The organism is Priestia sp. SRI_019, from assembly GCF_057586255.1.
On record NZ_JBYCZN010000002.1, the window covers coordinates 990,199 to 1,013,224 of the forward strand.

Consider the following 23,026-nt stretch of genomic DNA (forward strand, 5'->3'; position numbering starts at 1 on the left):
ACATATGAATAGAAAATACTGTGCACCTTTTAAAAGTCTGAAAGTTCCTTATGAAAGTTGGCATGATTACTTTTGGTAACGAACTCTTTAGGATTTAGCCTATATATGACTATAAACTTCCAAATTTAGTTTTCTACAAATGACAACTATAGTTACTTTAGTTAAGAGATAGTGATAGTGATAACGATACAAATACTAAAGTTTCTACTGATTTTTTTAGAATGGCATGATTTTTTTCATTTCCCTTTCGAAAAGGCATATGTTAGTTAATAAAAGATATCTTTATTGTTGAAAGGAAAATTGAGCCTATGATTGCGTCCAGGGTTAAATTTGCTGCCTCGTTCTATGCAATAATGTCTATTAGTTTTTGGGGAATTTCCTTTGTCTCTACCAAAGCGGTTTTAGATAAACTAGATCCATACACACTCCTTGTTCTTCGTTTTGGAATTGGGGCACTTTTTTTATTGGTATTATTAGTGCTCAAACGCTATCCATTAAACATTCCACTTAAGTATATTCCTCACTTAATTGTGTTAGGGCTCCTTGGAGTGTTTATTCATCAGGTTATTCAGGCAACAGCACTTCTCACAATAAATGCTTCGGCAGCCGGATGGATCATTTCGTTTTCTCCTGTATTTACAGTCATTCTCTCCGTATTTTTTTTGCATGAAAAGATGACGTTATTAAAAGCATCGGGGATTATTGTAGCTATTATTGGCGTTCTGCTGGTGACCACTTCTAGCAATCAGCATTCCCTTCAGCTTCCGGTTAATATCGGTTACCTGTTAATGGTTTTAAGTACATTAAACTGGGCAATCTATTCTGTCCTATTAAAAAAGCTGGATATCCAACTTCCCTCTCTTGTTGTTACGTTTTATATGTGTTTAATAGGATTTACTCTAACAACTCCCTTTCTTGTAAGAAATAAAGGATGGGAGATCATGCCTTTTTTAACGAGCGTGGAGTGGGCTCATTTACTATTTCTCGGTGTATTCGTTTCAGGTGTTGCCTATTGGTACTGGGCAAAGGCTTTAGAGGTTTTAGAGGCGTCACAGGTATCTGTGTTTCTTTATTTAGAACCAGTAGCGACGCTTATAACAGCTGTTTTACTGTTACGAGAAAAGATTATTCCCGTCAGCATATTAGGAGGAGTCATAATTATAGTGGGAGTAATTGTAGCTAATGGAAGACTACTAACTTTTTTAAGGTACTTGCCATGGAGAAACAAAAAATTGTAGCTATGCAGAAAACCTAAAAATTTGTGCTACTGATAAGGAGGTAATGCGTGTATGAGCTTAATTGAACAGGTAAAGCATATTTTAGATAACTTGGACTCCCCTACCAAATTGGAACTAAGAGAGGCTCTTTTGGCTTTAGATATAAACTTTAATGATTTAAAACCACTATTGCAGTCAGCAAAAGACAAGCCATACTATAGAAAGCTTCTCTATCAAAATGATGAAGTAGAATTACTTGTTATGAATTGGTCAGCAATAGAGTGTGCTCCTCACGATCACGGTCATTCGCATGGATGGATTCAAGTAGTAAATGGTACAACTATAAATACGGTTTACGAAGTTAAAGAAAACCAAATGCCAGAAGAACTGTTTTCTCAGCATCAGGGAAAAGGTAAGCTTTTTTTTGCTCCCAAGAAAGGTGTGCACAAGATGAAGAGTGCTGAAGGCGCGGGTCTAGTTACTCTTCATCTCTACTCTCCCCCAATCAAGGAGATGATGGTTTACGATTTCAAAATATGCGCTGCTTGCATTGTATCCGATGATTGTGGCGCGTGGTGGCCAGATCATCTTCGTCAAAAGGTAAGAGAGATTCAATTAAAGAAGACAGAATGATGTTTGTTAACCCTTGGGATATTTCTCATACAGAAACAAAATAACTGCTTAGTCGAGTTAAAGGACGTGCATCACGAGGTTTTCTTGCTTACAGTTAGCTGTCTTAGCAAGAAAACTCCGCTAAACATCATTAATTCTATGCTAAATAAAAAAGACAGAAAGAGTCTACTTCTTCCTGTCTTTTTAGTCAATTAATCATTAACAACATGAGTTGTTTGCAGATGACTTTTCATTCACTCCAACGCTATCCTCAGTCGTATGAATCTTACTATCAGATTTCGTATAAAAGAATTCCCATTCGTTTCCGTCCGGATCTGTTACCCAAAACTTATCTTGCACAGCATAGCAGCAAGTTGTATCCATTTCTTCACGGGCAAAGAAGCCCTCTTTTTCTAATCGTGATTTGTGGGAATGGATTTCTTCAGGAGTTTCTACTTGGAAGCCGAAATGATTCACTTGATTACCCTTTACTTCGTCTCGTACGTTTAAAGTGAAATTTAATCTTGGCTCATCTACTAAGAATTTAGCGTAATCTACTTTCGTTTTCACAGGTTGAACGCCAAATACTTTTTGATAAAACTCCATGGACGCCTCTAGATTCGTGACATTAATTCCTACGTGAACATATTTCATTTATACTTCCTCCTTCGCATTATAAACAATATTATTTTAAGAGCATGAGCCGCTTTTACTTGTATCTTTTCTAAACAAGCAGCAAAGCTCCTCAGATAACAGGTGATTTACCTCTTTATCATTTAAATCATAATAGCTCCATGTCCCTTTCGTTTCTTTTGTGATAAGGTTTGCTTCTAATAAAATCTTTAAATGATAGGAAAGTTTAGATTGAGACATTCCAAAGCATTCAGTTAGATCACATACGCATGTCTGTCCTAGCTGGCAGAGCTCATACATAATTTCTAATCTCTTTTGATCAGCAAGGGCTTTGAATTTTTGTTCGTACTGTTTAAATGGGTGCTTTCCTTCCTTAACTGTTTCCATTGTCATTCTCCTTCATCAACTTTTTTTGATTTAAAGTTCGAAGTTTTCGGCAGCTTTTTTAAAGTTACGATATGTAGTTTCCCCTCTTAGCATAGGATCTTGATGAAAAAAACGCTGAAAGATTAGGTTTTGTGCTTCCTTATGGTCCATCCCTTGGGTGTTCATAACTAAATGAAAATAGGCTCGAAAGTACGTAACAGATAAGTTGCCAGAGTTATTGACTCTCACTGCGTTCACCCTCACTTTTATAAATCAATTTTTTTGATGTATTCATCATATCTGGAAAATTTAGATAAATCAAGGTATTAATCAATTTTTTTTGATTAATTTTAGCGTATATTTTTATTGAATATATAATAAAATAGTTATATAATTATATACGAAAACAAGGAGGTGAGTTAGATTGGACGGACAAACGCAAATAGAAATGGAAAAAGCAGCACAGATACTGAAGCTGCTTGGCGATAAAACAAGGTTATCTATGATGAAACTGCTCCAAAATAACGAATGCTGTGTTTGTGAGCTAGTTGAAATCTATAAGGCAAGTCAACCGGCTATTAGTCAACATTTACGTAAATTGAGAGACATCGAACTTGTAAAGGAAAGACGAAAAGGACATTGGATCTTCTATTCATTAAATAAAGAAAACAGCTATTATCAGTTTGTCCTTAATGTACTTGAATCTTTACCAAGCGAAGATGAACGATTAAAAGAATTAGAAAAGCAAGGATTACGTATTAATTGTTGCTAATAGTAGGAGGTTTGTAAAGTGGTATCAGTTATAGTAGCCTCCCTCATTTTCTTAGTGACATTGATTTTTGTCATTTGGCAGCCAAAGAACTTGTCTATTGGCTGGGCAGCATGTGGAGGCGCAGTACTAGCTCTTTTAGCAGGTGTGGTTGATTTCCATGACGTGCTAAACGTAACTCAAATTGTATGGAATGCAACATTAACGTTTATTGCAGTTATTATTATTTCCTTAATTTTAGATGAAATTGGATTTTTTGAGTGGGCAGCTTTACATATGGCACGAGCTGCGGGAGGCAATGGCATTCGCATGTTTGTGTATGTATCCCTACTTGGAGCTGTAGTAGCCGCATTATTCGCAAATGATGGAGCAGCCTTAATTCTAACACCTATTGTACTTGCCATGGTACGGGCACTGAAATTTGAAGATAAAATGGTCTTTCCTTTTATTATCGCCAGTGGATTCATTGCAGATACAACGTCGTTGCCTCTTGTAGTAAGTAACTTGGTCAACATTGTATCAGCTGATTTCTTTGGTATTCGCTTTTCTGAATTTGCATCACGTATGATTGTGCCAGATCTGTTCTCACTTTCGGCAAGTATTGTTGTCTTATATTTGTACTTTCGTAAAAGCATCCCTAAGAAATACAACTTAGATGACTTACAGAAACCGGCTGAGGCTATTAAAGATGAAAAAATGTTCCGTTTATCAGGAATCGTTTTATTCATTTTAGTTCTTGGTTACTTTATTGGTGAGTTTTTCGATGTTCCCGTTTCAATTATTGCAGGAATTATTGCCATTTTATTCTTAGGAATAGCGAGAAAGAGTCCTGCTGTTCACACTAAAAAAGTGTTAGCAGGAGCTCCATGGGCAATTGTTTTCTTTTCCATTGGTATGTATGTGGTTGTCTACGGATTACGTAATGTAGGGCTAACTGAAGTATTAGCAAGCCTTATTCAAACAGCGGCTGACCATGGATTGTTTGCAGCAACTATTGGCATGGGATTCATTGCAGCCATTCTTTCATCGATCATGAACAACATGCCAACCGTAATGATTGATGCTTTGGCCATTGATGCAACTTCTGCAACAGGTACAATTAAAGAAGCCTTGATTTATGCAAATGTCATTGGTTCGGACTTAGGACCAAAAATTACACCTATTGGCTCTCTAGCCACTCTCTTATGGCTCCACGTTCTTTCGACAAAAGGAGTTAAGATTTCTTGGGGAACCTATTTTAAAACAGGTATCATCTTAACCATCCCAACATTGTTTATTACGCTTGTTGGTTTATATATTTGGTTATCAATTATTTCTTAACACATTATAAAGGAGATTTTACACATGTCTAAAAAAACACTTTATTTCTTATGTACAGGTAACTCTTGCCGTAGCCAAATGGCTGAAGGATGGGCAAAAAAACATCTCAATAATGATGAATGGGATGTACGCAGTGCAGGATTAGAAGCTCATGGATTAAATCCCAATGCTGTAAAAGCAATGAAAGAAGCTGGTGTTGATATTTCAAATCAAACATCTGATGTCATTGATCCTGAAATTTTAAATAATGCGGATTTGGTCGTTACATTATGTGGCCATGCAGCAGATCACTGCCCAGTAACGCCTCCCCATGTGAAGCGTGAACACTGGGGATTTGATGACCCAGCAAAAGCTGAAGGAACAGAAGAAGAAAAATGGGCGTTTTTCCAGCGTGTACGTGATGAAATCGCTGAACGTATTCAGCGTTTTGCTGAAACAGGTAAATAATTAATCAAGAAGCAGTCTATTTGTATAGACTGCTTTATTTCTTCCTGAAATCTGTTTTATAGTAACTAGGAATATGAGGAATACGTCATTAGTCTAATCAGATTGGTAGATTCATGTACATAAAAATTTAAAAATGGTTCTTATTTAATTTAACTTATATGAAAGCATAAACTTACTTTTTATAAATATAAGATATTCTTTTAGCTAGTTTGTAGAAAAACTTTCACCTTTACAATTAGATGCATTTATTGTATGATTACACAACAGGAACATTTGTTCGATACTAAGGGTTTAGAGATGAATAAAGGAACACCAGAACAAACTAAGACAGTTAAACACAAAATTTTCTCGCACGGAGCAAAAACATTTGAGCCAACTCTTATTCTTTATCGAAATACCTTGGCGTTTATTGTAAACGTAATAACAATCGGAGGTTTCAAATTATGAATGATAAAAAAGCAGCACTAGATATGGCTCTAAAACAAATTGAAAAACAATTCGGTACAGGATCAATTATTAAAATGGGAGAAGGCACACATACAAAAGTTGAGGCATCTAGCTCAGGCTCATTAGCTTTAGATATAGCTCTTGGAATTAATGGTTATCCCAAAGGAAGAATTATGGAAGTTTACGGGCCGGAAAGTTCAGGTAAAACAACCGTTTCCTTACACGCAATTGCAGAAGTACAAAAAAATGGAGGTCGAGCTGCCTTTATTGATGCTGAACACGCACTTGATCCAGTTTATGCAAGAAAACTAGGCGTAGATATTGATGAGTTACTGTTATCTCAACCAGATACTGGTGAACAGGCACTTGAAATTGCTGAAGCATTAGTTAGAAGTGGTGCTGTAGATATTATTGTTGTTGACTCAGTAGCAGCATTAGTTCCGCAAAAAGAAATTGAAGGAGAAATGGGAGATTCTCACGTAGGTTTACAAGCTCGTTTGATGTCTCAAGCTCTTCGTAAACTATCTGGAGCAATCAATAAGTCTAAAACCATTGCCATCTTCATCAACCAAATCAGGGAGAAAGTAGGCGTTATGTTTGGAAATCCAGAAACAACGCCAGGTGGAAGAGCACTAAAATTCTATTCTTCCGTTCGTCTTGAGGTTCGCCGCGCTGAACAACTTAAACTAGGAAATGACATAGTTGGTAATAAAACAAGAATTAAAGTAGTCAAAAATAAAATGGCACCTCCTTTCCGCATTGCTGAAGTAGATATTATGTATGGAGAAGGTATCTCAAAAGAAGGAGAAATCTTAGATATCGGTTCTGAAGTAGACATTGTTCAAAAGTCTGGATCTTGGTTTTCATATAATGAGGAGCGTTTAGGACAAGGACGAGAAAACGCTAAGATTTTCTTAAAAGAAAACCCTGAAATTAGAGAAGAAATTAGAAAAAGAATTATTGATTTCAAATATAGTGATAATGTTAATAACAATAACAATAACAATAACAATAACAATAACGATAGCGAAAAAGAAAACCAATAAAAGTATAAAACACCTTTGCCACGGCTTGAACTGCCCCCCATTATTAGATAAAAAAACTCTAATGATTGGGGGGTTTTTATGTCAAGACTATTGATTTGCAACTAAGTAAAGAATATCTTATCGAAAACATCCCCATTTAGAGTCAGCGCTTCACTAAAACCTAAGGTCAGGTTTTCAAGTAGGTTTCGCGATATTTCAATGTTTTGTAATGAACGCGGAGCTTTGGATCCATAAAAAGCTATTGTATGAGCGTTTCCATTTTTATGTGCAGCCTTAATACCGAAAATATGATTATTAATAATTCGAAGGTTCTTTCCACTTCCCTCTACTAAAATACCACATGGTGTATTTTGTTCCTTAGAAGTAGAAAAATGACCTATATTCAAACCTTGAATTGTTATGTAGCTCTTATTTTTTAAAACTACAGCAATTTTTACATTTAAAACGGAAAGTGCTAAAGTAATGCTAGAATGTGGAGGTTTGAGAAATGAATAAGGAACTTAAGTTACGTCCTTTGGAAAGAGAAGATTTAAAATTTGTCCATGAACTCAATAATGATGCAAATATTATGTCTTATTGGTTTGAAGAGCCTTATGAAGCTTTTGTAGAGCTACAGGATTTATATGATAAACATATTCACGATCAAGGTGAGCGTCGTTTCATACTTGAAAAGGACGGGGATATGCTTGGATTAGTGGAATTAGTCGAAATTGATTATATTCATCGTAGAGCAGAGTTTCAAATTATCATTGACCCTACGTATCAAGGTCATGGTTACGCCATGGTTGCCACAAATCTAGCAATGAATTATGCCTTCTCGGTATTGAATATGCATAAACTTTACTTAATTGTAGACAAAGAAAATGAAAAAGCAATTCATATCTATAAGAAGGTTGGTTTTTCTATTGAAGGCGAGTTAAAAGATGAATTTTTTGTTGATGGAAGCTATCATAACGCTATAAGAATGTGTATGTTTCAAAAAGAATATTTACAAACAAAAAATAAAAACTAAGGTTGAACTAGTATAAGAGTGCTGGTCACTAAAAAAGTAATAAGTAATAAGTAATAAGTAACAAGAAGCACCTGCTATCAAAATAGTAGGTGCTTTTTAATAGTAGATAAGATATACAATCTTAATTACCATAATTAGAGCTGTCGGCATCCTTAAAAAATAAGGACTTTGAATTATAATTTAAAGCCCCTATTTTTAATAAGAAGATACATAATACCATTTTTTATGTACTTTTTTTATTTGTTTAAAGTCCCCGTTAAAATCGCTTTTTGAAGGCTTATTATCGTTTAGGTTATATACAAATCCCGAAAAGTTGTCTAGCATCCCACGATATGTAAAGAAACGAATTAATTTAGCTTTTCCTTTTGTTTCGACTGCGATGTCGCCTCCCGCCTTTAAACACTTGAGTATACTCTTTAGGTCATTGAATAAGTGACGGACTATCAGATACATTAGGTTTAATAACACCATTTTCTATTTTAGTTGCAACCTCTTCCCTCTTATCTTGATGGATTCTAAAGTTGAGATCTAAGTTGACTTGATTGAAATGTATTTTCTAATTTATTCGATTGAAAAAGTTGAGATAGCTCATTCAACATGATAACGAACTATTATTTAATGGATTTAGTTGCAATATAACAAGGCATATATTTGGTGATTTCCCCCTTATGGTGATGATCTTCATAAAGAGCTTGTAAGGTGAATCCGGCTTTTAGCTGTCCGCCCATTTGAGTTTCTAATGAATGGCTGAACTGTACACCGCCATTTTTTATAAGTTCTTCATCATTTTCCACCGTGTCTTTAGTTCCATCATAAGGTAATTTATTAACCACTTGTAATGCTTTCTCATCTTCTCCAAATAAATAAAGAGCAGGGTTTGCAAAGCCAGATAGCAGAACACCACCTTTTTTAAGAACTCTAAAACATTCTTGCCAAACGTGTTCAACATCTTGAATATAGCAGTTTGATACAGGATTAAAAATCATATCGAACGTCTCATCTTCAAAAGGAAATACCTTGCTCATATCTCCTTTAACTAAATCAATGGAATAGCCTTCTCTAGTGGACACCGTTTTTTCTAATTCTAATTGCTTATCAGAATAGTCAAAAACCGTAACTTCCGCATGTTGTGCTGCAAAGACTGGGCACTGCTGTCCTCCTCCGCTAGCAAGTCCCAATATTTTTGCTTCCTTAAATGGAATAAACCAGTTATGCGGAACAGGCTTACAAGGTGTTAAGTAGATATCAAAATTACCTTGAGTTGCATCTACAAAATCTTGATGATTAATAGCTAATGACCATTCTCCTCCAGCTGAAGCCCATTCATCCCACATTTTTGAGTTGATTTTTGCATAATTAGATTTTTGCGCCATAGTTAATCCCCCTTTACCTTTTGAATGTTTTGTTTAATTTTACCATGTTGCTAGAAGAATAATTTAGATGTACTAAATAATTTTTTCTGTTTCAGATAATTAATCTGTACTGGAGAAGTACTTAATAGATATTTTTTAAAATAAAAAACACCCTTTTGAAAAATCACAAGGGTGTTTGTATCTTACATATAAAAGCTTGTATATAAACAAGGTACGAGTTTTATTTTTAATGGCTTGTCTCGAAGCTTTCAGCCATCATTAGGTCATTTTTGTAGGCAGCCATTGCGAGTTCATATCGCACCTTTTGACCCGCATCTACAAAATCAGCTTCCTTCACAAGGCCTGATAATGAATATTGGTGACCTTTAAAACCTACGTTCAGTTCAGTAATTTGATTAAATTGAAAACTTTCTATAGGAATTCCATTCACATCTTTCAGCAAATAGTGGCCATATTTCTCGTTACATATTTGTGCTACCTGCTCCATTACTTTGAAAGCATCGTCCGGGTTTTGTCTATAGTTGAGAATAAGACTTTCATTTACCCGGCGTCTTCCTCGGGTTCCGTTCTGAAGTTCTGTAATGTTGCTATATGAGACGGTATAGAGGTAGCCGTCATACTGGCGAATCTTTAAGTAGCGCATCGTAATTTCTTCTATTTTCCCTTGACGGTTTCCGTTGAGAATAACATAATCTCCGTGGTGGATCTGGCGTTCAAACAAGTAAGTCAGTCCCATTATATAATCACGGATAATATGCTGGAGGATTATTGCCAGGGCACTGGCCAACACTACCGAACTAGTGAGAATCTTTCCGAAGTCAAAGAAATGGCTAAGCACATAAATAAAGAAAAAAGCCAGCCCCAATACTCTTGTGACCTGATTAGAAAAGTGCATGAGCGTCTCTTCTCGTTTTTCATCTAAAAAGCTCGTTTTATCAAAGAAAAGCTTAATGAATTTGCGAATAAAATAAACGATAAGTACAATCAGCAGCCCTACCGTTAAAACCTTTACGGGAAACTGCTGGAAAAATTCAGTAAAAACCAACTTACCCACTCCTTATTTCTAACACTATACCAAAAGAATGTACGTAAAGACAAAAATCTTCTGTTCTTCACAAACCTTAATGATAATAGCACGGTTTTATCAAAAAAAGAAGTGGTATCTATGCTTCTTGAGGGTCGGTATATTGGTAATAACCTCTCAATTAATTGAAATTAAAGGGTTAAGGTGAACTGTAATAGACTAATTTTCTTCGTTTTTTTGTAGACTATTCTTATATATCTTTTGACTTCCGTAGACTTTCCAATAAAGCCATTCCTATATTCTCGTCATCATTTCTGCCTAGTTTATAATTAGCTAAAACGACGGACGCAACTTTCTTTTCCTTATCAATTCCTAAAAAGGAGCTGAAGCACCCTGTTCCACCGCCGTGCAACACTACATTATTGTTTTTCTTTAAAAGCAACCATCCAAGACCCATATCAAACTTCTTTGTTCCATTACCGTGTTTTTTATGACATAAAGACAGATATGGTTTATCTTCGTACATATTTATTTTTGCGTATTTCAGTAAATCGTCAGCGGTTGAGGATACCGCCCCTGAAGGTGATATAAAATTTCCTTTGTCCCAATGCCAGTTACCGCAATCATTATTTTTGCGGTCATAACCCTGTAAATGATTATTTGAGCTGCCTAAACAAGTATCCTTTAGTCCAAGCTCATCGTGAAGAAAGTCATCCATAGTATCCCAATATCCTTTTCCCGATACCATTCCCAACACATACCCAATAAGTGAGATGCCGAAATTGGAATATCTCCATGAATAATCTACTTCTTTCAATTTTTTTCTTTCGATTAGCATCTTCATTTTGTTAAAATCCATATGCAACGGATTATTTTTGTTCAAATCACTTCCGCCAAAAATCAAACCTAAAATTATTTTAAAATATTCCCTTTTATTTAAAGGTAAGCTTCCTGAATATCCAGAAGAGTGAGTAGCGAGACGGAGCAATGTAGGATAATACATGTCTTCTTTAAGTTCTTTTATGTATTTTTGTATAGAGTCGTTTAACGACACCTTGTTTTCAAATATGCATTTTGATAACAGCGATACAGTAAAAGTTTTCGTAATAGAACCAATTTCATAATGATATTTTTTTGACGAGTCAATTTCACCGCTTTCATTATAGACTTTTATAATAGACTGATTGTCCGTTAAGTAGCCAACGGTTAGTTTCAAGTGCTTTTTTCCTTTACAGGTTTTATTAATTAATCGTAATGTTTCATCGCTGATTTCAAACATAATGATTGCTCTCCTTTATCCTTTATTTTTAAAATTTTAAAAAGATTAATCGATATGCTTTAAATTAGATTAGCCTCTCGAGTTTTTTTATATATTCTTTCTCATATTATCAATTGCTTGAACTCTTCGACTTTCAAGCTCTCTTATTACTCTCAACTGTAATTCAGTGTGATCTTCATCCATTTCTACGTTACTTTCTTCTTCAAACCCATCATGTTCTTCCCCATCAAAGCTATAAAGTTTCTTTAAAAGCTTCCACATTATTTCCAATTCTTCGGTTGAAAACTTGTTAAAAAGGTCTTCCAAAAAAAAAATTCCTTTTTCTGAAACAACAAGCAGTGCCTCTTTTCCCGCTTTTGTGATTTTCACGTTAACTGCACGCTTATCTTTACTGCTAGGAATTACGTCCACATAACCTTTCTTTTCCATAATAGTAATTAACTGTTTGACGCTTTGTTTTGTAGTTCCTAATTTTCTAGCAATATTATTCAATGTTGTTTCATCTTTAGGTAAATGAGCAATTGCCACCATCGCCATATGCTGTCTTGAAGTTAAAAGTTCAAGAGATTTATCACCCTTTACCTGGATTTTATTTGCCAGAGAAAATAAAGTAGCGTAAGTTTGCTGCATTAGAAAAAGCTCTTTATAAATATCCATATTCACCCTCCATTTTAGACAGTATATTGTCTAAAATAAGAATAGTATATTTTGGTAATTAAGTCAATGTACTGTCTATTTTAATGTTGACAATTCTAAGGAGGCTATTCTGTTACACTAAAGTAGGCAAAGAAATCATGATCGTTCGTAAGCAAAAGTTGTCCTTTCTTTATCCAATTAGATATACTAAAAAGGCACTCTAATTTAATACTACTCTTAAAAAATGTAAGAAAACCGATATGAAGTAAAGGAGAAAAGACATGAACCAATACACACAACCTTTAAGCCCTATCGCCTTCCATCTTGGTCCACTTGAAGTCCATTGGTATGGAATTATCATAGGAATAGGAGCTTTCTTAGGCTTCTTGTTAGCCTCGAAAGAAGGAAAGAAACGAGGGATTTCTTCAGAAACCATCTCTGATTTACTTCTGATAGCACTACCGATTGCTATCATTACTGCTCGAATTTACTACGTACTTTTTGAATGGAGTTATTATAAAGACCACCCAGGCGAAATTATAGCAATTTGGCATGGAGGCATAGCTATTCACGGTGGAATTATTGGCTCTGTATTAACAGCTATATGGTTTTGCAGAAAAAAGAATCTTTCTTTTTGGAAAATGGCTGATGTTTTAGCTCCTAGCTTATTATTAGGCCAAGCTATTGGCCGGTGGGGAAACTTCATGAATCAAGAAGCACATGGCGGACCTGTTACACGTCAGTTTTTAGAAACTTTGCATTTACCTGATTTTATTATTAACCAAATGTATATCCATGGAACCTACTATCATCCTACGTTTCTCTATGAATCAATTTGGAACATAATAGGTGTTCTTGTCCTAATCGTATTAAGAAAATCCTTGTTAAAAAGAGGCGAAGTCTTTCTTACTTACCTACTATGGTATTCCATAGGAAGATTTTTTGTAGAGGGATTGCGTACAGATAGCTTAATGCTAACTTCTCATATTAGAATAGCTCAGCTAGTTTCTTTCCTTTGCGTATTAGGCAGTTTGATCCTGCTATGGTATAGACGTAAAAAAGGCTTAGCAACTAGCAAGGCTGTCTCTCTCTCATAAGCACATATATTTTTGTATGGATTATTTTTTAAAGAATTAAAGGATAAAAACGTACAAAAGGAGCAAGTTGATTTTCAGTAACTCTGAAGATCAACTTGCTCTTTTTTTGTTTAATTTATTAATATTTTTAATCATAATCATGATTTATATATATTTTACTAATGATAAAGTGTCTTTTATAGTTAAATCATACACTTCTTGTGTGAAGCCGCGCTTGATAAGAATTCATATTGGAGATGAAATGTATGATAAATATAAATAAAGCCCAAAAGTGGACTCTATTCTTACGAACAAATGCCCGGACGTCATCTAATATTTCTTTATGGGCTGGAGGAATTGCTTTTACTTTTCTTTTTGCTTTACTTGCTTATGCTTAGCGAAAGTCCCGGGGTTTAATCAGATCGGTCCACTAGCCTGTTCAATTATAATGGCAGTAATCTATCGTCAAATTTGGGGATACCCCGAAAAAATAAGATCTGGAATTCAATTTTCTTCTAAAAAGCTGTTGCGTTATGCAATTATTTTATATGGATTAAAGCTAAATATTGATGTTGTTATTCATCACGGACTAGGATTGTTATTTCGCGATGTGGGAACAGCTGTATTTGCGGTTGTTTTAACAATTTTTCTAGCCAAATGGATGAAGGCTGATCGTGGTCTATCCCTTCTTTTAGGGATAGGAACAGGAATGTGCGGTGCGGCAGCTATCGCAGCTGTTTCTCCCATTATAAAAGCAAAAGAAGAAGATACAGCTATCGGAGCTGGTGTTATCGCTTTAGTGGGAACTCTATTTGCAGTTGGATATACAATTTTAAGACCTTATATACATTTCACAAATATGCAATATGGAATTTGGTCAGGCGTAGGTCTCCATGAAATTGCCCATGTAGCTCTAGCTGCAGCACCGGCTGGACGCGACGCCCTAGCTATTGGACTGTTGGCTAAGTTAGGTAGAGTGCTTTTACTTGTACCATTAAGCTTTATCTTAATGTATTGGATGAAGCGAACAGGAAAAATTGAATCTGGTACGAAGATTGAATTCCCTTGGTTTTTAATAGGGTTTATAACTATGAGTGTCTTTGGGAGTTATGTCGTAGGCAAGCACCTTATCATACCCAAAACGATCATGGCTGATATTTCAACTCTAACCACGTTTCTTTTAACAATGGCTATGGTCGGCTTAGGGTTAAATGTAAGTATGAAGGCTCTTCGAACAAAAGCATTAAAGTCGTTGATTGCGATGTTTATTACTTCTATACTCTTATCATTTCTTACGTTTTGGACGATGTAAAGACAAGTAAATTAAAATGATTAAGTAACAACTAATACTTCCTATACAACTGTTAATGTGAAAAAGTTTCTTATTTTTCATGTTTTAAATCTCTTCTCAAATTTATGGATTAATTATAGAGCAATCTAAACCTATAACGTAGATACTAATGGCAGTTCCCTCCCTAATAAACAGTTTCACTTAAAAAACAACCTTTATTGCAGGAAGTAGTGATGTAAGATGCGCTGTGTTTGTATATACTAGGGGTTGTACTGCTGAACTTGATGTTGTTTTAAGAGCATCAAGCGGATGAAAAGCCAAAGCATCTCCTACCCATGGAATACAGTAAAGCAGAGACACATTTGGAAAATACATTGACGCCTCTGAATCAGTCATGGTATAAACACAATAGGAGAGTTTAGTGCTTAAAAGCATAAAAGCAATAAAGTTTAGAATAATACATAAATAGACTACATAGGAGGAAATAAATACCATGGAACATAATAGCAAAATTATAGACTGTACCATTCGTGACGGAGGTTTAATTAATAATTGGGATTTTAGCGTTGAATTTGTGCAAGACTTATATAACGGCCTAAGCGCAGCCGGCGTTGAATATATGGAGATTGGTTATAAAAATTCACCTAAGCTTCTTCAAGCAACTGAGCCCAATCCATGGAGATTTCTTGACGATAACTTTCTCAAAGAAATTATCCCTGAGAAAAAATTCACGAAGCTATCTGCCTTAGTAGATATTGGGCGTGTAGATCCAGATGACATCCTGCCGCGTGAACAAAGTATGTTAGATATGATTCGAGTGGCATGCTATATTCGCGAAGTAGATAAAGGCTTAGAGCTTATAAAAATGTTTCACGATTTAGGCTATGAGACTTCACTTAACATTATGGCACTATCTAGCGTACCGGAAAATCAGCTTATTGAAGCATTTGAAATGGTAAAGAAAAGCCCCGTAGATGTTGTATATATTGTTGACTCCTTTGGGAGCCTAGACCCTGCGGATATTGAGCATCAAGTGAAAAAATTCCAAGCCATGATTCCTAGCAAACAGCTTGGGATCCATACACATAACAACATGCAGCTAGCTTTTGCTAATACATTAACTGCGATGCGTAATGGAGTTACATTCCTTGATTCATCTGTTTATGGTATGGGCCGTGCAGCTGGTAACTGTAACACAGAGCTGCTTGTTAGCTACATACCAAAACCAAGCTATGAGATGAAGCCGATTCTTGGCGTAATTGAAAAGCATATGCTTGAAATGCGTCAAAAGTGGGAATGGGGCTATATCATTCCTTACATGATTTCTGGTGTACTGAATGAACATCCACGTGTTGCTATGGCTTACCGTGATAGCGAGGATCGTGACAAATTCGTAGATTTTTATGACAAAGTAACGTCTCCAGAAGTTACTACGTCTCCAGCATCAAAATAAGTTAAAATGCTAAAAGTACCTCTGTTAATCGGGGTACTTTTTTGTTTTCGTACAAAAGCCCATGATTGTATAGCATATACTTAAACTTTGATACCCTCGATCCCGACAATTAGCTAAATGTAAGCAGTCGTGCTCTTCTTAAACTATTATTTATGTATATAAACCGGCGTTCCAATGGGAACTGCAGAGGAAAGTTCTAGAATATCTTCATTGTCCATTCTGACACATCCATGTGACATATCTCTGCCAATAGAAGCTGGATCATTAGTCCCGTGTATTCCATATGTAGGTTTTGACAGTCCCATCCATAAGGGGCCAAATACAGCTGGAGGAGTAGTATCTTTATTAATAATTTTAAATTTTCCAGTTGGAGTTGGAGTGATCATTTTCCCTACAGCAATAGGATATGTCTTTACTAATTTAGCTCCATCATATAGTTTTAATTGATGCTGCTTTATTGAGACATCTATCTTTTTTGCCATGGCAGTACCTCCAACTTCTTATAAGTTACTATACATGAAATTTTCTAGATTAATCCATAATAACTAATACTATTTATACCGTTCTAATAGTAAAAAATTTCTTTAAAAGCCAAGGCCCTGGAGTAAATCCAAGCGTTAATTGCCAAGCTCCTATTGCTTGCAAGCCGAATTGATGAACTAACACCATTTTTTCACTCATGCTTCTGACATCTTCAAACCATACTTCATGCATCTGCCCCGCTTGATCTTTGTACCGAAAAAACGGAGATTTGTACTCTTTTGAATATTGAATGGGAGACTGATATCTCATCGCTGTTTTGATTGCATTTTGATTGGATATAGCAGATGCTACTGTGCCAGACTTGTAAGGAATTGACCAGTTATATCCATACAAAGGGACTCCAATGATAAGTTTTCTTCGCGGAACGCTTTTTATTGCAAATTCTATTGTTCTTTTTACTTCAGTAATAGGTGCAACAGGCCCTGGTTCGCTGCCTGCATGATGCCAATCATATGCCATAATGAACATATAGTTAACAACGGCACCTATTCCCCCGTAATCATACCCTTTTAACCAAGGAATATCTTCGCTTGTCTTCGCTGGAACCGCTATGGTCAACACGTACCCTGCAGGTTTTAAACGTTCACCCAGCTGACGTAAAAATCCTGTAAAAAGATCTCTATCCTCGGCCTTTACACGCTCGAAATCAATATTCACCCCGCCGTATCCTTTTCTAGATACTAAATAAAAAATATTATTAACAAGATTGTTTCTGGCCTGAGGATTATTTAAAACTTGATGGGCAAGATCAGAACTAAATCCTTCAGAGGTTAGATTAGTAATCGTAACTAACGGTGTAACTCGGTTTTTCCAAGTCGTTTCAATCGCTACTAAATCGTTTAAATCGTTCATAATATCTCCATTGCTGCCAAAATGATATTCAAAGATAGAAATGGACGAGGAATAAGTTGCAAAATCAGTAATTAAATCGCGATCTAATTCTGGATTTCGAACCGCATAATACTCCAGTGTACCTGCAATATAGTCGGATATATTAGGGATTTTCATTTTCATTCCCACCTGCAAATAATTATAATGGACTGAAGGATTAGCTCTTTTTAATTGTTCTAAGGATACATAAGCTTTTTTAGCAATACTCCTCATCGTATCACCAGGTTGAACTGTGTATACATAAGAAGCTATAAGTAAGGCTTGACCTGGAACAATATTTGTTTCTTCTAACCCATTTACCCTCCTAAGCTGCGCAATGGGATAATCATATCTACTGCTTATTGAAGACAGGGTATCACCCCGTTGAACTATATGAACAAACATGTTTTCTCCTCCCATGTACTCTTTATTGAATTATGTTTTATTTCGTGACAAGTTTAAAGAAGCCATTCAATAAATGTATATGAGTATTGTTTGTATATATAACTGAGTTAAGTGAGGGGGAGTCTCTTTACACACTCCCTCCTCTATTGCGCCCCTCATACGGGTAGAAATGTTCCAAAGATTACATCAAAATCTATATATCATAAATGTATGCTTTTAGCATGCTTGAAAAAGGATGATTATTTGTCGGGTAGGATTAAGTTAAGAAATAAAACTATTTTAAACAATATAAACAACGCGGCGATTAATATTAGTCTTAATGAATAATTAAAATCGAAAAACCTTCTCCTCTGTTAGGTAGAAGGTCATTCGTGTAATTGAAATGTCAATGTAGTCTCTGTAAAAAAGAATTCAATTCTTTAAACGGAAGTAGAAGAATACAAGTAAATTTGAGTGACATGATTTATTTCAGAACCGGGCTTCCATACCACAGATAAATTAAAGTCCTTGACCTACTTTAACTTTATTTTCACCTGTACTCCTATAAGCCCATATGATAACCGGAATTAATATCAAAGATAGAATTCCTCCACTTAATGATAAAACGGCATAACTTGATTGAGCCACAACCATTCCGGATAAAGCTCCTCCGGAAGCTCCCGCTAAAGCAATTAAAACGTCTATAGTACCTTGTGTTTTCGCACGTGTTAATGGTTCTGTAGCATCCACTATTTGAGCTGTCCCGCTAATTAAACCTAAGTTCCATCCTAATCCAAGTAATGATAGAGCAACCACTAGAAGAACCATTGAATCACTCGGTGCCATAGCTGCTACCAGCCCAGCTAAAAGAAGGATAACTCCTGAAGCAATTGTCATTGCCGTTCGTCCAATTTTATCAATTAAGACCCCTGTAAATAATGAAGGAAGATACATAGAACCAATATGAAAGCCAATTACAACTCCTACTTCAGTTAGCCCGTGGCCATGATGTTTCATGTGCACAGGTGTCATCGTCATTATAGCGACCATTACAATTTGAGTAAGGACCATAACTGTGGCGCCAACAGCCACTCCTTTTTTGTTCGTTGATTGCTTAGCATTCGTTGAATTTTTTTGAGCGTTACGTTCTTGTTTATTCGCTTCTATTGTTCTTGCAATCAGTAACGGATCCGGACGCAGCATACCATAAAATACAAGACCAGCTACTATATATGCAACTGCTGCTAAAATGAAAGGCCCTGCAAGTGCTGGGACACCAATAGAAAGAGCAAAATTCCCCATCACATCAACTAAATTCGGACCTGCAACGGCTCCAAATGTAGTGAAAACCATGGCCACACTAACAGCGGTCCCTCGTTGTTTTGCTTTGGCTAAATCTGTTCCTGCATAACGCGCTTGTAGATTAGTAGCTGTTCCTGACCCATAAACGAGGAGCGAAAGAAAAAGAAGAAAAACACTATTAAGAATGGCAGAAAAAATAACACCAATTGCTCCAACTCCCCCTAGAATAAAACCCGTCGTAAGTCCTGCACGACGCCCTTTTTTTTGAGAAAGCTTTCCTACTAACCAAGCAGCTCCTGCAGATCCTAAAGTAAATAGAGCCGTCGGTACTCCTGCATAGGCATCTGTACCAAGCATTTCTTGTGCAATAAGTGCACCGACAGTAACTCCTGCTGCCAATCCTGCACCGCCAAAGATTTGAGAAACACTTACAACAAATAAGGTTCGTTTATATAAAGCTTTTTGTTTCTCTGGTGAATTAACATATTCTTGTAAACAAGTTGATTGGGTGTCTGAAGCTTTTACATGATCCTCGTTTACCATCATAACCTTCCTTTCAGAAAACTCATTCTATTTTTAAAAATATTATTACTAGATTTGGATTATCATAACACGCATAAAAAAACCATACAATATTATAATTGTATGGCAAACAATATTATAAATGGTCGTTAAGTAAACGTTTAAGGATAATCAATCCTTGCTCAAGCTCTCCAATTGTTTTCGGTGCACAGACAGCGATCCTTACAGCTCTGTCTGGACAACTGTTTCCCACTACAAAGCGTTCTGCTGCATACACTTGTACGCCCTGCTGCTCAGCTAATGTTTCAAATTCAGCGCCTGTAATCTTTTCTGGTAATAGTAACCAACGAAATATACCAGTTTCCATACCTAAACACGTGTAATTTTCTAAATGTTGATTTGCAATTCGATTTCTGAGAATAGCTTGTTGACGATGATTCTCTACTAAGGGTTCAAATTGATTTGACACAATAATACGTGCTGTTAGCTCTGCTAATAATGGTGAAACTGATATATTTAAATTATAAAGTGCTTTTGAAATAGGCTCTTTAAATCGACTAGGCGCTGCTACATATGCTAGTCGTAACCCTGGTGCTATTGATTTTGATAAACTCGCAATATAGATGACTTGTTCTGGTGCATATGATGCCACTGCTGGCATTGGTTGCTCATGATGGAGATGATACGTTGCATCTTCAATAATAAATTGGTTATATTTTTTTGCAATGACGGCAAGCCTTTCTCGGTTTTCAACAGACATACAGCAAGCAGTGGGATTATGGTAGTCTGGTATCAAGTAAATGCCTTTAATATTATCATTTTTACATGCATATTCAAAAGCAGTTGGACTCATTTCATAATTCTTTGATTTTATCGGTACTAATTGTACACTAAGCATAGCTGCAACCGTTTTTAAACCTGGATAAGTGTGATGATCAACCCCGATGCGATCTCCAGGCTGACAAAGACTCGCTAGTGTTGCAGCAATTGCATTTTGTCCTCCATTTGCAAATAAAATGTGATCAACTGTTGTTTTGAATCCGCCTCTTCTCATCAGCTTTACAGCTGCATCTTTTTGCCAAAGACTTTCACCTGGCCTCCCATAACTAAACCACTTTTCGTAATCAGTCTCTTGTAGCATATCTTTTAGTTGAAGGAGAAGCGGCTCGTATGAATCATTGTCTGGCAGTGTCGCTCCCATTTCAATTAAGTGGCTAGGCTTTATATCTTCGAGTAAATACGCATTCGATAACGCATCATACGATACGAATGTACCACTTCCAACAGTAGCACTTAATAAACCCTTTAGCTCACACACTTTAAATGCTTTTGAAATCGTACTCAAATTTAAATCTAAATAATCGGCTAGCTCTCTCTGTGGAGGAAGTTTTGTTCCTGGTAATAAAACTCCCTTGATAATATCCTCTTCCAATTGGCCTGCAATAGCTTGGTAAATAGGCTTTCTTGTTTTATCAACAGATGGTTTCCAGCTCATCGGATAATTTTCAAACGAATTAATTGGCATAGTATCCATCCTTTTTTCACACAATTATATACTTGTACTGTTTATATCACAATTATCATTATTAATAATTTTCGAGAATCTATGGTTTTTGAGACTTGATTATGATCAATTATTTTAACGATTAAATCCAATTGCTCATAATTTTCTACACCTTTTTCTCATGTTTCTAAGCCTCTTGTGATTACTGCGGAGAAAAATTTTTGTCCTACTGCTAGGAGTTAATAGAGGAGAAGCACATGCTGGAGGTACCAACTCAAGCATGTGAAATATCTTAACCGTACCCTAGACCTAGAGCAGGATCATCAGGGGATGATATTTTTAGAAGCTATCTCCTATTCAATAAAGGAGCCTTTTGTAAAGAGGAAGTCAGTTCTTTCTTAAACTTTTTAAAATTTTTTGACCCTAAGGGGGCTTAAAAAAAATCTATTTTTCAGTCTAACTACTGATGAATTTATACAAATCTTTAACTACTGTTGTAAATAAACGTTTCCATTTTAACTTGTGTTTCTTTTATTTATTTCTTTTTTTCCATTTTATAACCTCGATGTTAACACCATGGTCTTCTTGAGATGATATGGTGAATTCGTCCATTAATTTTTTTACCCCTGATAAACCAACGCCTAACCCTCCTGACGTTGTATAGCCACTTTCCATCGCTTTTTGAATATTTTTAATGCCTGGTCCTTTATCTATAGCAATTATTTTTAGTCCTATTTCAAGTTGATTCTCTATTATTTCCATTATAATTTTTCCCGTAGTGGCATATTTATATATATTTCTGGACAATTCTGAAATAGTCGTAATAATTCGGGCTTGATCGAGTGTGCTGAAGCCTAAGCAGTTAGAAAACATTCGCCCTTTCTGACGCGCTTCTACTATATCCACTTCAGTGTGTATCTCAACAGTTAAAGGTTCCTTTCCTTCATCCGATTGAAATAGCATAAGTATCACCACTTTCTTTATTTTAATAGTAGTAAAAAAATAATAGGCCAAAAAGAAAGGTTATATAACCTTTCTTTTTGGCCTACATCTAGTTCAGTGCCTAGCTTATCAGTGCCGTTATGAAGTTGGGTTTAAAATCAGAAGAATTGTACTTTTATCTTTATGAAAGTCCCATGCTACTAGTATATCTGTTACCTTTGAATCTAAAATTACTTCTAACGATTGACTATGTTCATAAAGTAGCCTTTTTTCGAGATTTCTTTTAGCCAATGTAAGGTTTTCTTCAAATCCTAGTTGAACTAATTCTTTCTCTATAGTTACCATAATACCTTCCCTGATTATAAGAAGTGTTCTCTGATCTAATAGATAAGAAGAAACATTGTGAGGGAACTTTTCTGCTTTTTGAGTTACTTCCTCAACTTCTTTATGCAGCAATTTCTGATTTTTATAGGAATGATTAGCTATGTTTTCTTTATTAGAATGGATCATGATAAACATCCCAGACTGCAGCTCTAAATTCCAATCATAATAAAATTCTTCAATATCTAAATGTATATTTAATTGTATATATCCTTTTATCTCTTCAATTAAAGTCTCCATTAACAAATCACGTGTTTTTTGAACATAGATAACTTGTCCCTTGTCTAACAAAGCCTTTTCTAAAGGTAATAAAAAGGTTTTAAAATAAACGGTTATAAAAGGAGGAGAAATGACGGTGAACACACCTCCAGGACCTCTTCCAAAGTTTTCACGAAGTAACCTTCCCATATAGCTACTTAATTCTTTTTCCAGTTTCGTTTTATCCATAGATGGTGCACCTAGTTTCTAGTTTCATAAGGTATACTATTCGTGATGTTTTATGAAAAATCCTTCTTCATCATAAGATCATTTTCGGTAAGAAGATTCACTTTTCACAAATTGCAAATGAGGCATACTA

21 protein-coding genes and 1 pseudogene are annotated in these 23,026 nt (G+C 35.6%); 10 read left to right on the forward strand and 12 right to left on the reverse strand.

What is annotated here, in order from left to right; all coding sequences use genetic code 11:
- Positions 1-308 precede the first annotated feature (308 nt).
- Both AC2YJL_RS15290 and AC2YJL_RS15295 read left to right on the forward strand, forming a co-directional pair.
- On the forward strand, positions 309-1,238 hold the full coding sequence (locus AC2YJL_RS15290; protein ID WP_487374801.1) for a DMT family transporter: 930 nt from the start codon (positions 309-311) through the stop codon (positions 1,236-1,238).
- Positions 1,239-1,289: 51 nt separating this feature from the next.
- Positions 1,290-1,850, forward strand: coding sequence for a cysteine dioxygenase (locus AC2YJL_RS15295; RefSeq protein WP_251567832.1), 561 nt, complete (start codon positions 1,290-1,292; stop codon positions 1,848-1,850).
- Positions 1,851-2,048: 198 nt separating this feature from the next.
- Here the strand turns inward: AC2YJL_RS15295 and AC2YJL_RS15300 are convergent, their stop codons facing one another.
- A complete protein-coding gene (locus AC2YJL_RS15300) occupies positions 2,049-2,483 on the reverse strand; it encodes an ArsI/CadI family heavy metal resistance metalloenzyme (RefSeq protein ID WP_195694782.1) in 435 nt (144 codons plus the stop codon).
- A 36-nt stretch (positions 2,484-2,519) separates the two neighbouring features.
- Positions 2,520-2,849, reverse strand: a complete 330-nt coding sequence (locus AC2YJL_RS15305; protein WP_251567831.1) for an ArsR/SmtB family transcription factor — start codon at positions 2,847-2,849, stop codon at positions 2,520-2,522.
- Between the two features lie 427 nt (positions 2,850-3,276).
- On the opposite strand from AC2YJL_RS15305, the gene AC2YJL_RS15310 reads away from it, so the two are divergent.
- The 5 genes from AC2YJL_RS15310 to speG all read left to right on the forward strand — a co-directional run bounded on the left by AC2YJL_RS15310 (position 3,277) and on the right by speG (position 7,869).
- The gene (locus tag AC2YJL_RS15310; RefSeq protein ID WP_372586375.1) at positions 3,277-3,600 is read left to right on the forward strand and encodes an ArsR/SmtB family transcription factor; all 324 of its coding nucleotides are present in this window, start codon (positions 3,277-3,279) and stop codon (positions 3,598-3,600) included.
- Between the two features lie 18 nt (positions 3,601-3,618).
- Positions 3,619-4,917: an arsenic transporter gene (locus AC2YJL_RS15315; RefSeq protein WP_407819046.1), complete on the forward strand. Its 1,299-nt coding sequence runs from the start codon at positions 3,619-3,621 to the stop codon at positions 4,915-4,917.
- 24 nt (positions 4,918-4,941) lie between these two features.
- Positions 4,942-5,364: an arsenate reductase (thioredoxin) gene (arsC, locus tag AC2YJL_RS15320; RefSeq protein ID WP_230932373.1), complete on the forward strand. Its 423-nt coding sequence runs from the start codon at positions 4,942-4,944 to the stop codon at positions 5,362-5,364.
- Between the two features lie 443 nt (positions 5,365-5,807).
- On the forward strand, positions 5,808-6,857 hold the full coding sequence (gene recA / locus AC2YJL_RS15325; RefSeq protein WP_487374802.1) for a recombinase RecA: 1,050 nt from the start codon (positions 5,808-5,810) through the stop codon (positions 6,855-6,857).
- Positions 6,858-7,344: 487 nt separating this feature from the next.
- Entirely contained in the window at positions 7,345-7,869 is a 525-nt protein-coding gene (gene speG, locus AC2YJL_RS15330; RefSeq protein ID WP_013056444.1) for a spermidine N1-acetyltransferase, read from the forward strand.
- Between the two features lie 611 nt (positions 7,870-8,480).
- On the opposite strand, the gene AC2YJL_RS15335 is transcribed toward speG, so the two are convergent.
- The 4 genes from AC2YJL_RS15335 to AC2YJL_RS15350 form a co-directional block, all read right to left on the reverse strand.
- Complete coding sequence (locus AC2YJL_RS15335; protein WP_487374803.1) at positions 8,481-9,242, reverse strand: class I SAM-dependent methyltransferase; 762 nt, start codon at positions 9,240-9,242, stop codon at positions 8,481-8,483.
- 226 nt (positions 9,243-9,468) lie between these two features.
- Positions 9,469-10,287, reverse strand: a complete 819-nt coding sequence (locus AC2YJL_RS15340) for a mechanosensitive ion channel family protein (protein WP_269067576.1) — start codon at positions 10,285-10,287, stop codon at positions 9,469-9,471.
- A gap of 229 nt (positions 10,288-10,516) precedes the next feature.
- Complete coding sequence (locus tag AC2YJL_RS15345) at positions 10,517-11,545, reverse strand: serine hydrolase domain-containing protein (protein WP_230932369.1); 1,029 nt, start codon at positions 11,543-11,545, stop codon at positions 10,517-10,519.
- 87 nt (positions 11,546-11,632) lie between these two features.
- On the reverse strand, positions 11,633-12,202 hold the full coding sequence (locus AC2YJL_RS15350) for a MarR family winged helix-turn-helix transcriptional regulator (protein WP_230932368.1): 570 nt from the start codon (positions 12,200-12,202) through the stop codon (positions 11,633-11,635).
- Positions 12,203-12,462: 260 nt separating this feature from the next.
- Here AC2YJL_RS15350 and lgt point away from each other — a divergent pair, with 260 nt between their 5' ends.
- From lgt to AC2YJL_RS15365, 3 genes and pseudogenes are all read left to right on the forward strand, one after another.
- The gene (gene lgt / locus AC2YJL_RS15355) at positions 12,463-13,278 is read left to right on the forward strand and encodes a prolipoprotein diacylglyceryl transferase (RefSeq protein ID WP_487374804.1); all 816 of its coding nucleotides are present in this window, start codon (positions 12,463-12,465) and stop codon (positions 13,276-13,278) included.
- A 245-nt stretch (positions 13,279-13,523) separates the two neighbouring features.
- Positions 13,524-14,569, forward strand: a pseudogene (locus AC2YJL_RS15360) (YeiH family protein).
- 472 nt (positions 14,570-15,041) lie between these two features.
- The gene (locus tag AC2YJL_RS15365; RefSeq protein WP_195694793.1) at positions 15,042-16,001 is read left to right on the forward strand and encodes an aldolase catalytic domain-containing protein; all 960 of its coding nucleotides are present in this window, start codon (positions 15,042-15,044) and stop codon (positions 15,999-16,001) included.
- A 146-nt stretch (positions 16,002-16,147) separates the two neighbouring features.
- On the opposite strand, the gene AC2YJL_RS15370 is transcribed toward AC2YJL_RS15365, so the two are convergent.
- The 6 genes from AC2YJL_RS15370 to AC2YJL_RS15395 all read right to left on the reverse strand — a co-directional run bounded on the left by AC2YJL_RS15370 (position 16,148) and on the right by AC2YJL_RS15395 (position 22,896).
- Complete coding sequence (locus AC2YJL_RS15370) at positions 16,148-16,483, reverse strand: L,D-transpeptidase (RefSeq protein WP_230932366.1); 336 nt, start codon at positions 16,481-16,483, stop codon at positions 16,148-16,150.
- Positions 16,484-16,556: 73 nt separating this feature from the next.
- Positions 16,557-17,819 (reverse strand): glycoside hydrolase family 18 protein, encoded by a 1,263-nt coding sequence (locus AC2YJL_RS15375; RefSeq protein WP_230932365.1) that lies wholly within the window; start codon positions 17,817-17,819, stop codon positions 16,557-16,559.
- 498 nt (positions 17,820-18,317) lie between these two features.
- The gene (locus AC2YJL_RS15380) at positions 18,318-19,646 is read right to left on the reverse strand and encodes an MFS transporter (protein WP_230932364.1); all 1,329 of its coding nucleotides are present in this window, start codon (positions 19,644-19,646) and stop codon (positions 18,318-18,320) included.
- A 112-nt stretch (positions 19,647-19,758) separates the two neighbouring features.
- The gene (locus tag AC2YJL_RS15385) at positions 19,759-21,147 is read right to left on the reverse strand and encodes an aminotransferase-like domain-containing protein (protein ID WP_230932363.1); all 1,389 of its coding nucleotides are present in this window, start codon (positions 21,145-21,147) and stop codon (positions 19,759-19,761) included.
- 510 nt (positions 21,148-21,657) lie between these two features.
- The gene (locus AC2YJL_RS15390; protein ID WP_230932362.1) at positions 21,658-22,089 is read right to left on the reverse strand and encodes an ATP-binding protein; all 432 of its coding nucleotides are present in this window, start codon (positions 22,087-22,089) and stop codon (positions 21,658-21,660) included.
- A 117-nt stretch (positions 22,090-22,206) separates the two neighbouring features.
- Positions 22,207-22,896: a Na-translocating system protein MpsC family protein gene (locus tag AC2YJL_RS15395; protein ID WP_230932361.1), complete on the reverse strand. Its 690-nt coding sequence runs from the start codon at positions 22,894-22,896 to the stop codon at positions 22,207-22,209.
- Positions 22,897-23,026 lie beyond the last annotated feature (130 nt).